Origin of the sequence: Nostoc sp. UIC 10607, assembly GCF_047228265.1 — a bacterium.
Classification (GTDB): Bacteria; Cyanobacteriota; Cyanobacteriia; order Cyanobacteriales; family Nostocaceae; genus Nostoc; species Nostoc foliaceum_A.
This window is the reverse complement of sequence record NZ_JBIQNW010000022.1, coordinates 103,207-117,314: the sequence shown is the minus strand read 5'-3', so window position 1 is coordinate 117,314 and position 14,108 is coordinate 103,207. Positions and strand designations below refer to the sequence as shown.

12 protein-coding genes are annotated in these 14,108 nt (G+C 42.6%); 3 read left to right on the top strand and 9 right to left on the bottom strand.

Features of this window, described 5'->3' with window-relative positions; all coding sequences use genetic code 11:
- Positions 1 to 355: 355 nt before the first annotated feature.
- The 3 genes from gcvP to gcvT form a co-directional block, all read right to left on the bottom strand.
- Positions 356 to 3,274, bottom strand: coding sequence for an aminomethyl-transferring glycine dehydrogenase (gcvP, locus tag ACEYW6_RS19525; RefSeq protein ID WP_412981035.1), 2,919 nt, complete (start codon positions 3,272 to 3,274; stop codon positions 356 to 358).
- 250 nt (positions 3,275 to 3,524) lie between these two features.
- Positions 3,525 to 3,914, bottom strand: coding sequence for a glycine cleavage system protein GcvH (gene gcvH / locus ACEYW6_RS19520; RefSeq protein ID WP_190890731.1), 390 nt, complete (start codon positions 3,912 to 3,914; stop codon positions 3,525 to 3,527).
- A gap of 125 nt (positions 3,915 to 4,039) precedes the next feature.
- Positions 4,040 to 5,176 (bottom strand): glycine cleavage system aminomethyltransferase GcvT, encoded by a 1,137-nt coding sequence (gene gcvT / locus ACEYW6_RS19515; protein ID WP_412981034.1) that lies wholly within the window; start codon positions 5,174 to 5,176, stop codon positions 4,040 to 4,042.
- 178 nt (positions 5,177 to 5,354) lie between these two features.
- Here gcvT and ACEYW6_RS19510 point away from each other — a divergent pair, with 178 nt between their 5' ends.
- Positions 5,355 to 5,852 (top strand): pentapeptide repeat-containing protein, encoded by a 498-nt coding sequence (locus ACEYW6_RS19510; protein WP_412981033.1) that lies wholly within the window; start codon positions 5,355 to 5,357, stop codon positions 5,850 to 5,852.
- A gap of 115 nt (positions 5,853 to 5,967) precedes the next feature.
- Here the strand turns inward: ACEYW6_RS19510 and ACEYW6_RS19505 are convergent, their stop codons facing one another.
- From ACEYW6_RS19505 to ACEYW6_RS19495, 3 genes are all read right to left on the bottom strand, one after another.
- The gene (locus ACEYW6_RS19505; protein ID WP_412981032.1) at positions 5,968 to 7,860 is read right to left on the bottom strand and encodes a tetratricopeptide repeat protein; all 1,893 of its coding nucleotides are present in this window, start codon (positions 7,858 to 7,860) and stop codon (positions 5,968 to 5,970) included.
- 233 nt (positions 7,861 to 8,093) lie between these two features.
- Positions 8,094 to 8,642 (bottom strand): DUF3368 domain-containing protein, encoded by a 549-nt coding sequence (locus tag ACEYW6_RS19500; RefSeq protein WP_412981031.1) that lies wholly within the window; start codon positions 8,640 to 8,642, stop codon positions 8,094 to 8,096.
- Complete coding sequence (locus tag ACEYW6_RS19495; protein WP_069068941.1) at positions 8,632 to 8,886, bottom strand: UPF0175 family protein; 255 nt, start codon at positions 8,884 to 8,886, stop codon at positions 8,632 to 8,634. Before ACEYW6_RS19495 ends, ACEYW6_RS19500 begins: the two co-directional genes overlap by 11 nt.
- A gap of 54 nt (positions 8,887 to 8,940) precedes the next feature.
- Between ACEYW6_RS19495 and ACEYW6_RS19490 the strand changes: the two genes are divergently transcribed.
- Positions 8,941 to 9,168 carry a hypothetical protein gene (locus ACEYW6_RS19490; protein ID WP_412981030.1) on the top strand — a complete coding sequence of 76 codons (228 nt, stop codon included), beginning with the start codon at positions 8,941 to 8,943 and terminating at the stop codon, positions 9,166 to 9,168.
- 549 nt (positions 9,169 to 9,717) lie between these two features.
- On the opposite strand, the gene ACEYW6_RS19485 is transcribed toward ACEYW6_RS19490, so the two are convergent.
- From ACEYW6_RS19485 to nfi, 3 genes are all read right to left on the bottom strand, one after another.
- The gene (locus ACEYW6_RS19485; protein ID WP_412981029.1) at positions 9,718 to 11,676 is read right to left on the bottom strand and encodes an FHA domain-containing protein; all 1,959 of its coding nucleotides are present in this window, start codon (positions 11,674 to 11,676) and stop codon (positions 9,718 to 9,720) included.
- A gap of 191 nt (positions 11,677 to 11,867) precedes the next feature.
- A complete protein-coding gene (locus ACEYW6_RS19480; RefSeq protein ID WP_412981028.1) occupies positions 11,868 to 12,416 on the bottom strand; it encodes an FHA domain-containing protein in 549 nt (182 codons plus the stop codon).
- 107 nt (positions 12,417 to 12,523) lie between these two features.
- Positions 12,524 to 13,189 (bottom strand): deoxyribonuclease V, encoded by a 666-nt coding sequence (gene nfi, locus ACEYW6_RS19475; RefSeq protein ID WP_412981027.1) that lies wholly within the window; start codon positions 13,187 to 13,189, stop codon positions 12,524 to 12,526.
- A gap of 243 nt (positions 13,190 to 13,432) precedes the next feature.
- On the opposite strand from nfi, the gene ACEYW6_RS19470 reads away from it, so the two are divergent.
- Positions 13,433 to 13,954: a hypothetical protein gene (locus tag ACEYW6_RS19470; RefSeq protein WP_412981026.1), complete on the top strand. Its 522-nt coding sequence runs from the start codon at positions 13,433 to 13,435 to the stop codon at positions 13,952 to 13,954.
- Positions 13,955 to 14,108: the final 154 nt, after the last annotated feature.

Genomic DNA, 14,108 nt, shown 5'->3' with positions numbered 1-14,108 from the left:
TAAACATAGGACAGGTGCTGGATTTGACGTTATTTTCAGCTTACTACCTGTCCCTTTCCTTATCCCGAACTCAGGTTATATACTAAATTCCATAGCTAAGTAAAAAACATCAGCAGCTATAAAATATTATACTAGTTTTTTGTAAAATCACACTGGATAATTACTTAAGTTATCTTTTCCTTTGTAGTTCGTTTAATAAATATTACCTGCATCTTCATGGAGAATTAGTATTAATAAAGAAATCTTTCATCTTGTGTCTTGGGACTAAACAAAATCCATACCATTATTCCGAGACTTCAAATATTAGCCGCCTTTCTGTAAACAGAAAGGCAGAAAGGCGGTTAGCGCTGAGGTATTACGAATAAGCATCCATTGGCAGACAAGAGCAAACAAAATTCCTATCGCCAAAGGCTGCATCAATGCGGCCAACTGCCGGCCAGAATTTATGTTCACGAGTCCAAGGTGCAGGATAAGCAGCTTGTTCACGAGAATAAGGATGCTGCCATTCTCCGGTAATGAGACTTTCGGCAGTGTGGGGTGCGTTTTTCAAAACATTATCTTGGACATCCACCTTGCCAACTTCTATTTGGGCAATTTCTTGGCGAATAGAAATCAACGCATCACAGAAACGATCCAACTCTTGCTTAGATTCACTTTCTGTAGGTTCCACCATGATTGTACCCCCTACAGGCCAGGAGACAGTCGGTGCATGGAAACCATAATCTATGAGACGCTTGGCAACATCATCGATTTCGATCGCAGCTGATTTTTTGAGCGATCGCAAATCTAAAATACATTCATGGGCAACTAGACCATTTTTCCCCTGATACAAAATCGGATAGTAAGATTCCAGTCTCTTAGCGATGTAGTTAGCGTTGAGAATTGCCACCTTAGTTGCTTGGGTTAAACCATCTGCACCCATCATCGCAATGTACATCCAAGAAATCACTAAGATGCTAGCACTACCCCAAGGCGCAGCAGCAACCGCACCAATATGTTGGGAATTAGAAATTTCCTCCCCAGTCCTCACAACAGTATGTCCAGGCAAAAATGGCACAAGATGAGATGCAACACCAATGGGCCCCATACCAGGACCACCACCACCATGAGGAATACAGAAGGTTTTATGCAAGTTTAAATGGCAGACATCCGCACCAATATCTCCAGGACGGCAAATTCCTACTTGGGCATTCATATTTGCCCCATCCATGTAAACTTGTCCACCGTGACTATGAACAACAGCACAGATTTCCTGAATTGGTTCCTCAAAGACACCGTGAGTTGAGGGATATGTGACCATTAAGGCGGCTAATTCATTACTGTGTTTTTCTGCCTTAGCTTTCAGGTCATCAACGTCAATATTACCTTGTGAATCACAGGCAACAGCCACCACCTTCATGCCGCACATCACCGCACTCGCAGGGTTTGTGCCGTGTGCCGAGGTGGGAATCAAACAAACGTTGCGGTGTGCTTCACCCCGACTTTCGTGATATTGACGAATTACTAAAAGTCCTGCATATTCGCCCTGAGAACCAGCATTTGGTTGTAGAGAAATTCCCGCAAAACCAGTAATTTCAGCCAACCATTCCTCAAGTTGCTCAAACAAGATTTGATAACCTTGTGTTTGTGACGAGGGAGCAAATGGATGAATCTTGCCAAATTCTTCCCAAGTTACCGGAATCATTTCAGCTGTCGCATTCAACTTCATTGTGCATGACCCCAAAGGAATCATTGATGTCGTTAGCGATAAGTCCTTGCTTTCCAGCTTGTGCAGATAGCGCAACAACTCAGTTTCTGAGTGATAGCGGTTAAAAACTGGGTGGGTGAGATATGTACTGGTACGGCAGAGGGGGAGATGAGGAAGAGAGGGAGAAGTTAATTCTTCTAAGGTAAAAGGTAAATCATCTGTACCAGCGAAAATTTGCCAGAGGTCGATTAAATCTTCTGGTGTAGTTGTTTCATTTAGGGAAATGCCAACAGCAGTTGCATCAAAAATCCGCAGGTTAATTTGAAGCTGTTCGCTGGCTTCTAGAATATCTTTTAAATTACGTGTTCCCAGTTCTACTCGCAGCGTATCAAAAAAAGATTCTGAAACGACGCTGTAACCTAAACGCTTCAGCCCTTGTGCCAGCAACACCGTTAATGAGTGGATATTCTCTGCAATTTGCTTCAGTCCATCTGGGCCATGATATACGGCATACATACTCGCCATTACCGCCAGCAGTACCTGTGCAGTACAAATATTACTAGTAGCCTTTTCGCGGCGGATGTGCTGTTCGCGGGTTTGCAAGGCAAGACGCAATGCAGGCTTACCTTGGGCATCTTTTGATACTCCCACAATTCGCCCTGGAACCAGCCGCTTATACTCTTCCTTTGTAGCAAAGTATGCCGCATGAGGTCCCCCAAATCCCAAGGGAATACCGAATCTTTGAGTGCTACCGACAGCAATATCAGCCCCAAATTCCCCTGGAGGGGTGAGCAAAGTTAAACTTAAAAGATCTGCTGCTACCGTCACCAATGCACCCTTAGCATGGGCTTTTTCTATAAAAGCGCGGTAGTCGTAAATAGTGCCATCACTTGCAGGGTATTGCAGAACAGCCCCAAAAATAGGTTGATCAAAATCAAATGTTTGATGATCGCCGACAATGATCTTAATCCCTAATGGTTGAGCACGTGTTTGCAACACATCGATAGTTTGGGGATGGCAGTCACGAGAGACGAAATAGGCATTTGCTTGATTTTTACAAATACCATAGCTTAGGCTCATCGCTTCAGCGGCGGCTGTGGCTTCATCAAGTAACGAGGCATTGGCGATTTCCAAACCTGTTAAATCGATAATTAAGGTTTGAAAATTCAGCAGCGCTTCCAATCGCCCTTGAGCTATTTCTGGCTGATAAGGAGTATAGGCAGTATACCAACCGGGGTTTTCTAGGATGTTACGCCCAATCACAGGGGGGGTAATACTGTCGTAATATCCCATACCAATGTATGAGCGAAAAACCTGATTTTTGGCAGCAACTTTTTTTAAGGATGTCAGTGCTGCATACTCACTTTCTGCTTCTGGTAACTTTAGCGGTTGCTTCAGCCGAATTGTCTGTGGAACTGTTTGGTCAATTAAGGCATCCAGGCTGGGAAATCCCAAAACCTTAAGCATTTGCTGGATATCGTCGGAGTTAGGGCCAATGTGTCTTGGCGCAAAACTACTTAACTTTTGACTTTTTTCGTCCAGCACTTGCTGCTCATTAGACTTGAGAATAGGGGCGTTTAATACCACAAATTACTCTCCAGATGGTACTATTTCATATTTTGCAATAAATACTCATGAGAAGTAAGTGTAACTTTTCAGTTCATTTAAATTTCATGAATTATCTTCGGTTGGAATGGGAGATAGGAGAGATGGCAATACCGTTCAGTTAAGGAACTTTTTGGTTGAGGCAGGCAGAGAAAAAAGGCAAAGGAGCAGGGAGAATTAGGGAGAAGAATTTTCAGTTTTCCCCCTGCCCCCTGCCCCCTGACCCTACTTCCTACTCCCCTTCTACTTGCGCCCGATACTCATCTGCTGTCAACGCATCCTCAACTTCACCAGGGTCATTGACGCGCACTTTCAAAAACCACCCTTCTCCGTAGGGGTCTTCTGACACTTCTTCGGGAGAATTAATTAAGGCTTCATTGCGTTCTATAACTGTGCCTGTTACTGGTGAATTCAGTTCTTCAACGGCTTTCACTGATTCAATTGTGCCAAAGTTTTCTCCTCTGGTAAGAGCATCGCCAATTTCTGGCAGTTCCAAAAAGACGATATCGCCCAATTCATTTACGGCAAACTCAGTAATGCCAATGGTGGCAATTTCGCCATCTAGTCGCACGTATTCATGAGAATCCAAGTATCTGAAATCTTGAGGATATTCAAAAGACATATCACTTCCTCTCCCTTGTCAAAAAAATTATTGCCCCAACAGTCATCCAAGCCATATCTGGTAATGAACCTTACTGTAGATTGAGTAACTCACAACACATTATTCCTCAAAAACCTCGACGCTTATCAGTTGGCGACACGATTTTTTGACCGATAAAAGGGACGTTTAACTACAACTGCTGGGTAAGCTTTGCCGCGAATTTCGACTTCTAACTGTTGACCGACGGTTGCTAGTTGGGTAGGAACGTAGCCTAAGGCAATGGGATAACCAAGTGTAGGCGACAGAGTGCCACTAGTTACTTCTCCTACAACTTTACCTGCGGATAACACTTGATAGCCATGACGGGCAATGTTACGTCCTTGAGTTTGCAAAGCCACCAATCGGCGCTGAACTCCAGCGGTTTTTTGCTGTGCTAAAACTTCCCGACCAATAAAATCGCCTTTGGTATCTAAGTGAACTAGCCACCCTAAACCTGCTTCTAAGGGTGTGGTGGTGTCATCGATATCTTGTCCGTAAAGTGCCATTGCCGCTTCTAGGCGCAGGGTGTCTCTGGCACCAAGTCCACAGGGGATAACACCAGCTTTATGGAGACTTCGCCACAATTCTACCCCCACATCTGGGTCTACCATCACCTCAAAGCCATCTTCTCCGGTGTAACCTGTGCGGGCCAGGAAGGCAGGTTTACCTAGTAGGGTTGCTTCTAAATGTCCGAAGGCTTTGATTGGTTGTAAGTCTTCTTGCACTAATGGCTGGAGATATTTAATTGCTTTTGGCCCTTGCACAGCAATTAAAGCTTTTTCTGGTGAAAGGTCTTGGAATTGCACTTTATCCAGGTCAAGGTGTTGCAATAGCCATGCTTTGTCTTTACCAGAGGTTGATGCATTGACTATGATGAATGCCCTCTGTATACCAGTAGCGTCTTCACCTTGGTAATAGATAATGATATCGTCAATAATTCCAGCTTGGGGATTTAACAATACTGTGTATTGTGCTTGACCGGGTTGCAAACGACTCAAGTCGGAAGGTACTAGAGGCTGGAGTTGAGAAATCAGGTTTTTACCTTGGAGGGTAAATTTGCCCATATGGGAAATATCGAACATTCCAGCTGTATTTCTTACAGCGTCGTGTTCGCGGCTAATGCCACTAAATTGCACAGGCATTTCCCAGCCGCCAAAGCTGGTAAAGCGTGCTCTGAGTTCTACACCCAATTGATATAAAGGGGTTCGCGCCAGAGATTGGGCGTTGTCTTCTTGATTAGCCACAGGTAATTTTGCGATCGCACCTCAACATATATCATCCTACGAGATGCTTTCTGGTTTTACAGTCTTGTGTATCGAATTGGGGCATTGGTTATTCTCCCTGCTTCCTCATCTCCTTTGTTCTCTTCCATAAGCTTTAATAGTTAATGGTGCAAGTGTTGAGATTTATTAAGAAGACATTATGAAATATTGGCGACTCTTAGCTAGCTTTGTCTTAGCGATGGTTCTTTTTTTGTTTCCCCTATCGGCGCAAGCTGCAAGTTCTTCCAGTATTACCCGTTCTGTAGGTAATGATGAACTCAAGGGCAAGGATTACTCTGGTCAAAGTTTAGTTGGCACTGAGTTTACCAATCTCAAATTAGAGAATGCTAATTTTAGCAATGCTGACTTACGTGGTGCTGTGTTTAACGGTACCCTACTGGAGGGAGTAAATCTGCATGGTGCTGATTTTAGTGAAGGCATAGCCTATCTAACAAAGTTTAAGGATGCTGATTTAAGTGATGCTGTGTTGACTGATGCAATGATGCTGCGTTCTATTTTTGATGATGTAAATGTCACCGATGCTGATTTTACAAATGCAATTTTAGATGGGACGCAAGTGAAAAAACTTTGTGTTAAGGCAAGTGGTGTTAATTCTAAAACTGGTGTAGATACTCGCGATTCTTTAGGATGTAAGTAGAATTTCCCCCCTTCTTCGTTGGTGGAGAGGGGGATATTCTTTTAACTAATTACGAATTACGAATTACGAATTACGAATTATGCCCAGCGTTCGTGTAGCGTGCCGGAGGCAATCGCTAATGATATGTTTCTCTTAAAAAGCTGGCGTAATTTGCCCGAATCGTCATAGTAGTAGGATGACTGACACCTAAAGTTTGTTCACAAATTTTCAAAGCTTGCTCAAACAAGGGTTTGGCTTTCCTATAGCGTCTTGTATGACGGTAGAGTGCTGCGAGATTGTTAAGGCCAATAGCGACATCGGGATGGTTGTCTCCCAGCAGGCGTTGACTCAGTTCTAAAGCTTGCTTGTACAAGGGTTCGGCTTTGCTGTAGCGTCTTGTAGATTCATAGAGTTGTGCTAAATTGTTCAGGCTAGTGGCGACATCAAGATGGTTGTCTCCCAGCAAGCGTTTTCTCAGTTCTAAAGCTTTTTTAAGCAAGGGTTCGGCTTTGCTGTAGCGTCCTGTATAACAGTACAATGCTGCTAAATTATTCAGGGTAGTGGCAACATGGGGATGTTCTTCTCCCACTAGGTGTTTCCACAGTTCTAAAGCTTGCTTATACAAAGGTTCGGCTTCGCTATAGCGTCCTGTAGATTCGTAGAGTAATGCTAAATAGCTCAGGGTAGTGGCAACATCGGGATGTTCTTCTCCCAGTAGCCGTTTTCTCAACTCTAAAGCTTGTTGATACAGCGGTTCGGCTTCGCTGTAACGTCTCATAGAATCGTAAAGTTGTGCTAAATTATTCAGGCTAGTCGCGACATCAAGATGGTTATCTCCCAGCAGGCGTTTACTCAGTTCTAAAGCTTGCTGATACAAAGGTTCAGCTTCGCTGTAGCGTCCTGTAGATTCGTAGAGTCGTGCTAAATTGTTCAGACTAGCAGTCACATAGGAATATTCTAAATCAAGACGATTTTGAGTCAGTTCTACACACTGCTGCAACCAAGTTTCTGCTTGCTGATAAAGTCCTTGGGTTTGATAAAACCAGGCCAATTTGGTAAACAGAATAATTCGATTTTCATCACTGAGATACTGGAATAGATGGGTTGCAACTTCTGTAATATGTGGAATATGTGGAGTGAGGTGGAGAATATCTTCAGGGTTAGGCTGTTGCGGAATTAGCTTTGCTACCTCTAACATCATCACTGCAAAGTTAGTTTTTGCTTTATCCGCCTCACTTGATTTATCCAACTTCATTTGGAAAAGTTGTCGAATCAATGGATTTAGACGATAAATTCCTTTACTTTTCTGTTGTAGTAAATGTAATTCCAGTAAATCGGCTATAGCTTTCTCATTGAGTTCTTGTTTTTTGTCATCTTGTATTATCTCAACAGATAAGGGAATGTCAGCTAAGGCACACAAACTTAGCAAACAGCCAAAGCTTTGTGCATTTTCATCTAACAGTTCCCAATTTAATTCAAAAGCTTCAGCTACACCGTATTCACAAGGCATCAATGAGTTAGCATTGACTACTGTTTCATGTTCCACTCGTTTCTTCTCTAGCCGCTTCAGCAGTGTTTTCAGAGACAATTCTGGCATTTTCTCCAGATATCCTCCCACTAACTCTAACGCTAAAGGTAAATATCCTAAAAATTCACAAATTCTTCTCGCAACCCAAGGTTCTTGTTGCAGTCGTTCCTTTCCCACCAGCGATTTTAATAATTTCATCGCCGCCAATGGTTTGAGGACATCTAATTCGCTATTATATTTTGCACTCAGGTAAGCTCGTAACTTTTCTAGTTTGTCCTGACTGTTGGAAGTTGATAATTCAGGATAATTCTGGGCAAATTTGTCATATACCTCACTAATCCACTTTCTGAAAGCAGCAACATCAACGTTTAATTCGCTGGCAAGTTTAGTTTCACTTTTACCTAAATTTTCAGTCTTAAAATACTTTGCAAAAGCTGCCGTTTGCTCTAGAGATAAGCCATTCTTAGCAGCTTCTTTGGCTAGAAAATTAGCCCATTTCATAAACAGCTTGTGAACTTTATTTTTAATTCTACTTTCTCTCGATTTGGAAATCTCCCCTCTTTGGCGTAGAAATACCATTGGCATAAAAACATTTAAAAGCAGTGGCTTGCCGTTAGGCATGGTTATTTGAGCCTTTGAACCTCAAATTTCGAGTTTTGTACTCAACAATGGCTATGCGATGTCTACGACGGACTATTTGGAGTTGCACTTTTTTAAGTATTAGCATGAGACGCTTACCGTTCGCGTAGCGTCTCGCAGAGAAGGTATCGCAGTTTGAAGTTATAATTGATGGCGATCGCTATTCTCCTGCTTGAAGTTTTCAGTAAATTGACCAAAGTATCGGATAACCACAAACCAGCGTCACGCAAAGCTTGAATTCCAGGAGATATGCTTGGGATTATTCCACGTCTTTTTGCTAATATCAGCAAGCCTCCGGTTCCGATAGTATTAATACCTAAAGCTTGACCACAACGCCGTGCTGCCCTATCGTCAACAATAGCGGCACAGTCGGAATTTTTTAGTGCCAAACTCAATACTTGTGATTCTCCCTTTCCCAAATCCCAAGCTGCTACTTCAGGAGCAATAGCATTAACTTCTACTGGTTGTATCCAAGAAATACTGGGTAATTGTGTTGATGCGACATCATCTTTTGTTGTGACTTCTTCAAAAACACCTGATGGAACTAAAATTTTTGTGAATAATTGTGGAATTAATTCTGCTTGCTGACTTTTCAAAAGAACAATCAAAGGCGAGGAGTTAATAATTACACGATTAATCGACATTTGCCAGTTCCTGGGCTAACTCTTGGGCAGTATATTGCATAAAATCTACTTTGTAGCGTGATAATGCATTAATAAATTCAGCACGAGTTAGTCCAGCAATCTCTGCTGCTTTGGCTTGTGAAATGTCACCTAATTCATACCATTTAACTGCTGCGGCAATTCGCATTTCTTGGATAAATTCTTCAGGATTTTTACGAAGTGCTGAAAATACTGTTTCTGGTAATTGGATTGGTACTGTTCGCATAAATTTATCCTCAAATTTGGCGTTTGGAATTTGAAATAAGTAAGCGATCGCTATATGTTTCAGTTTAATTTAGAGATGTATGAGCGATCGCCCTTTGCTAATGAGCATGAGAATCGAACCGCAAAGGACGCAAAGGGCGCGTTCGCGCAGCGTCTCGCAGAGAAGGAAGAGAGAAGAAGGAGCGATCGCTGTTTGCAGTTACAATTGATGGCGATCGCTAGCGATATGCTTATCTTAAAAATCTTGCATAATTTCTCTGAACCGTCATTAGTATGGGGATGATCTAAACCTAAAGTATGTTCACAAATTGCCAAAGTCAATTTAGAGTCAGGGCGAATGGAATTCGCGGCTACACAAACAAAGTCCGCCTGCGCGGACTAAGGAAAAATTGAAGGGTTGAAACCCACCTCCGTGAGTTTTGCCTGTGTAGACGCGGTTTCTAACCGCCGATTGAATTCACCATATCAGAGAACAAAAATTCTGCGTAGGCGTAGCCCGTCGTAGACATCGCGACTTGAGCCTTTAAACCTGAACATTGAGCCTTTAAACCTGAACATTGAGCCTCTGAACATGAACGTTGAGCCTTTGAACATGAACGTCGAGCCTTTTTACTCGAACGTTGCACCTTTTTACTCGAACGTTGCACCTTTTTACTCGAACGTTGAGCCTTTGAACATGAACGTTGAGCCTTTTTACTCGAACGTTGCACCTTTTTACTCAAACGTTGCACCTTTTTACTCGAACGTTGAGCCTTTGAACCTCAAATTTGGGATTTGGTACTCAAAACAGTCAGGTAAATAATGTATTTCTTATGCCTCCTGCATTCTGAAGCTAAGGTGACTGATTTAACACCCACTTCAACCACTGCCTAAAAGAACTTATAGTATTCAAATGATGAACTCCAGGTGCACGGATGGCGGCGAGTCCATCAACGGCGACTAATGCAGCATATTGCAAGCCCAAAAAACTATCAACGGCGGCATAAGGGCCACCTAAAGTAATAGCTCCAGCAGCATACATTTGACCGTTCCCACTACGCATTTCTACTAATTCAAAATTGTTCGCTACAGTCAATCTCCCCAAGTGATTCACTGGGAGGTTGTAATGTTTCACCAAATCCGCTATTAGAGGATTGGCATCTACTTTGGCATCCAGTCCAGTAGCATCAACAATAAAATCAGCTAGCAATTTCATTTCCCCAAAGCTTTGTTCTCTGATATGTGTAATAGTCCGGTTTTGGGCATCTCGTTCCACATCCAGAACCTCACCAAAGGTAATTTGATACCAGCCTTCGCTTATCCCTTGGGCAGTAATTTGCTGCCAGTCGTGGCGGTCGGCGGTGGTAGTTCCACCCCAGTCTGCTAATAAACGTTTGCGTTCATCGGGGGTGGCTTTTTCTAACATTGCCCGGAGTTCGCCGCCCCAACAGGCTTTCGGCCAGTTAAAGGGTTGAAATTCGTAATGATTTTTGACTAGGCGCTGGGTATTTTGAAATTTGTTGCCTTGAGGTTTAGGCGATCGCATTAAATGCAAAACTGCAATATTCCGATTTCGCTTTCTAGCTTCGTAAATGCGTTGAATAATCCGCGAAGCCACAATTCCCCGCCCCCGAATCAACACCGTACCACCATGTTGCTCTAGTTGCTCATAAACATGATCATGGGCTTCATAAGCATTAACTACAGATTTAAAATCTTGATATTTTTCTCTATAAGCTTGCAAATCTGGGAGAAACTGAATTGCTGGATATCCAGTAGCTAAATGTAAATAACGACTAACTAAAAAAGCATAATTTCCGGGGCCGCGAGAATAGGCTATGCAATATCTGCCATCATCAGTTTTGCGAATTCCCCTAACTCGCCCATAGCGATAAATTTGATTCCAGGCAATACGTTTCGCTTCCCTATCTATGGAATCAAAGACATTACCCGCACGGGGAGTATAAGTTTCTGCAAATGTTGGTTCAGCAAACACTTGCCACAAATACCTGAATGCTGATTTCATCTGTCCCTTGCTGCAATCGTGCCAAGCCTCACGCAAGGCATAACTAGGCCAGCCCCAAATATTATCAGGACAAGAGTCAGAATTAGAACGCAGTCTTTCATATAAGGGAATTTGTGAATTCAGACACAGGCGCTTATAACGAGCATAAGGCTCTGCCTCTAATCCCAAAGCCACAATTTTGTCAGCACGCACACCACTAATTCGCAGCAAATCAGCCCAAACGAAGCTACCCAGTCCCGCCCCGATCGCAAGATAATCAGATTCATCTACTGGTAATCCTGTAGCATGAAGTGCTTGCACAGAGACCTTTTGAGCCTGAAATGCCAATGGCGGGAAATTACTTGCCACGGGCGTTAGCGGCTGGACTACAGGCAAACTGGGGTCTGGGTGATTGGTATTTGCGTTGAAATGAATCGTTGAAGGGGGGCTGGTATCTGGTGCAGAGGTGCTAGCAGCAAATGTCACCGTTATCATATAGGGGCCAATTTGCAACGTATCACCATTAGCCAGAACACTACGCGTTTGTGGTTGACCGTTGATATACACACCGTTAACGCTGCCTTGGTCAATCACCACCAGATGGTCTTGTTCCCAGTCAATTAGGGCATGGTAGCGAGAAACTTCGTTACTGTTAAGCAGCATCCTAGAAACCCGCACTCCCCTGAGTTCAGCAGGTAAACGAGCGAATTCTCGACCAAAAGCGATCGGCATATTCAACCTTGGTTCTCGCCGTTCACCCGTCGCTGGATCATCCCAACTCAATTGGATTTGTAAGTCATTAGTCATTGGTCATTGGTCATTAGTCATTGGGCATTGGGCAATACGATTCAGTTAAGGGCTAAGTGTACAAAATTGTGGGTTTTCGAGACGCGATAAATCGCCGTCTCTACAAGTGTTTTGGTCTTATCTGAACTGTATTGGGGCATTGGAAATTAGTTATTAATTATACTCACTCATCTTCCTCATCTCCCCACCCTCTAATTCCTTGCTACTAAAACACTTACTGCCGCAGCTAAAGATGTCCCACACCAATGACAGCCAATTTGTAGATTCTCTCCTGGGGAAACTTTATGACATTTGGGGCATTCTAAGCCATAAACTCCTGGCGGTGGTGCGGGGGGTATTGGTGGATGCTGATGATATCCTATATGTACTGGTGGATTGGGTGGCAGCAAAATTGTTGCTGGAATGCTACCTGTGGAAACGCTAGTAACATTGAGTTTTATTTGTCCCAAAGTGATACTAGTGCCCTGAGTTAAAGGCATTTCACCTTGGACTAATTGCCGTCCATCGATAAGGGGGGGATTTTGCGATCGCAAATTCCTGATATAAAAGTGCTGTTGCTGGTGATGAAAAAATATTTCAACGTGTAAACCAGAGACAGTGGGGTGACTCAGAACAATGTCGCACCGGAGGGGGTCACGACCGATACGGACAGTACCATGATTTTGACTTGGCTGTTGTTCGTAAATGTTCTGAGTTTTATCTTGGCCTGCATCGTGCCACTGTAAAGTTAGTGCGTTCATTGTTCTAACTTCGTAAATCGTATTTAGCTACTTCAACTTCCTTCTGTGCGATTCCTAACATGATTGAGTAGGCGCAAGCAAGTATTTAGAAAAAACTTCAACAAGCTTTATTTTGCCGATGCTAATTTATCAGCAATGCGTGTAGTTTCTGGCAACCGATATTTTGGCGTGCAGCGTAATACATAGTCAATTGCTGTCGGTAAACTAATTCGATGACCACTGGAGATGTATAGAGGTTTTACTCCTGTGCGCGATCGCAAAACTACCCCAATGGTTTCACCGTTATATATCAGTGGTTGCGTGCTGCCTTTGGTTTCTGCCAATTCCTCATGCTTACCTATCAACCTAGACTTGGCTACACCAATTGTTGGCATATCTATAAGTAACCCCAAATGGCTAGCTATACCTAATCTCCGGGGATGGGCAATTCCTTGACCATCACACAGAATTATATTTGGTGTTGTTTTAATCTTTTCCAGGGCATCGAGAACAGCTGGAATTTCCCGAAATGAGAGGAACCCAGGAACATAAGGAAAGGTTGTAGGACGGTGTGCTAGGCTTGTCTCGATTATTTGCAAATCAGGAAAACTCAGTACTGCGACAGCTGCACGGCTAATTGTTCCATCAGCTTCAAAACCCATATCCACTCCAGCGACGTACTGAATAGGTTCTTGCAGTTGATCCTCAGTAATTACTTGATCTCGTAGCTTTTCTTGGATAACTATGGCTTCTTCTAGCGTCGAGGGCCAAGCATGATCTCGATAAAACTTCATATTTAAAATTAGAATTAAACTGATTAATATTAATCCTGTTAATTTGGCAAGCACAAAAACACTAGTTTTTGATTTCAAAACAGAGAAAATATAATTTTTGCAAAAGTCCGTGAAAGACTATCTTTATAGTAGACATTTTAGCCCAGCTTAGTTGATATCTTGCATCATAATGTTACTTAAGGCTGTCAAGAGGGAATCCTGAGAATATAAGTTTATTTTCCCAGAGTTTTTCTTTTACTGGTTATGACACAGCCAAATATTCTAAAGCTTGCAAGACAGGGAGATTCCCAGGCGATCGCATCTCTGATGAACCGCCACCTACACGCCAAAGGGATCACTGCAACAGTTGCCTTTAAAGATGCTTGTTTAGAGGTAATGCTAGAATCTGTCCAAGTACCAAATCAGCAAATTTTAGTTCCATTTATCCGCAAAGGGTTAACAGCTTTAGGGGCTGCATCTGTTGAAATAGTGAAAGTTTATGGACAACAAACTGGTAAAGAGTTTCCAGCTTGGAGTAAAGAGTTTGATTTGGGCATAGGAGAAGCTGAAATAGAAGCAGTAGATAATGAACAGTCTTCTAGTAATCCTCAAACTTTAACTATTTGTATTAATTTAAGTGGTGATACTGCACAGGGATTAACAAACCAAGATTTTGAATTTATTGCCAATCAAATCAGCACTGATATTTTATCATCTTGTACCGACGTGTTTATTCAAAAAGTAAGTATTACTAATGGTAGCTCTGTGATTACAAAGGAACGCTAGTATTTAATTGCACTCACGCAGAGACAAGCGGTATTTTTGCAATAAATATAATAAATCCAAGTATATTTTCAATATAAGGTTTCAAAGATTTGTAAAATGTTGCTTTTGCCTGTGAATAGGGAAACCTGAGATAGAAGATATTCTCTAAGTTTTT

Bases quoted from the DNA above. Each gene is read 5' to 3' on its own strand.
- gcvH (WP_190890731.1), bottom strand. From the start codon at position 3,914: ATGTCTTTTGAATATCCTCAAGATTTCAGATACTTGGATTCTCATGAA.
- ACEYW6_RS19510 (WP_412981033.1), top strand. From the start codon at position 5,355: ATGAAATATTGGCGACTCTTAGCTAGCTTTGTCTTAGCGATGGTTCTT.
- ACEYW6_RS19505 (WP_412981032.1), bottom strand. From the start codon at position 7,860: ATGAAATGGGCTAATTTTCTAGCCAAAGAAGCTGCTAAGAATGGCTTA.
- ACEYW6_RS19500 (WP_412981031.1), bottom strand. From the start codon at position 8,642: ATGTCGATTAATCGTGTAATTATTAACTCCTCGCCTTTGATTGTTCTT.
- ACEYW6_RS19495 (WP_069068941.1), bottom strand. From the start codon at position 8,886: ATGCGAACAGTACCAATCCAATTACCAGAAACAGTATTTTCAGCACTT.
- ACEYW6_RS19490 (WP_412981030.1), top strand. From the start codon at position 8,941: ATGTTTCAGTTTAATTTAGAGATGTATGAGCGATCGCCCTTTGCTAAT.
- ACEYW6_RS19485 (WP_412981029.1), bottom strand. From the start codon at position 11,676: ATGACTAATGACTTACAAATCCAATTGAGTTGGGATGATCCAGCGACG.
- ACEYW6_RS19480 (WP_412981028.1), bottom strand. From the start codon at position 12,416: ATGAACGCACTAACTTTACAGTGGCACGATGCAGGCCAAGATAAAACT.
- nfi (WP_412981027.1), bottom strand. From the start codon at position 13,189: ATGAAGTTTTATCGAGATCATGCTTGGCCCTCGACGCTAGAAGAAGCC.
- ACEYW6_RS19470 (WP_412981026.1), top strand. From the start codon at position 13,433: ATGACACAGCCAAATATTCTAAAGCTTGCAAGACAGGGAGATTCCCAG.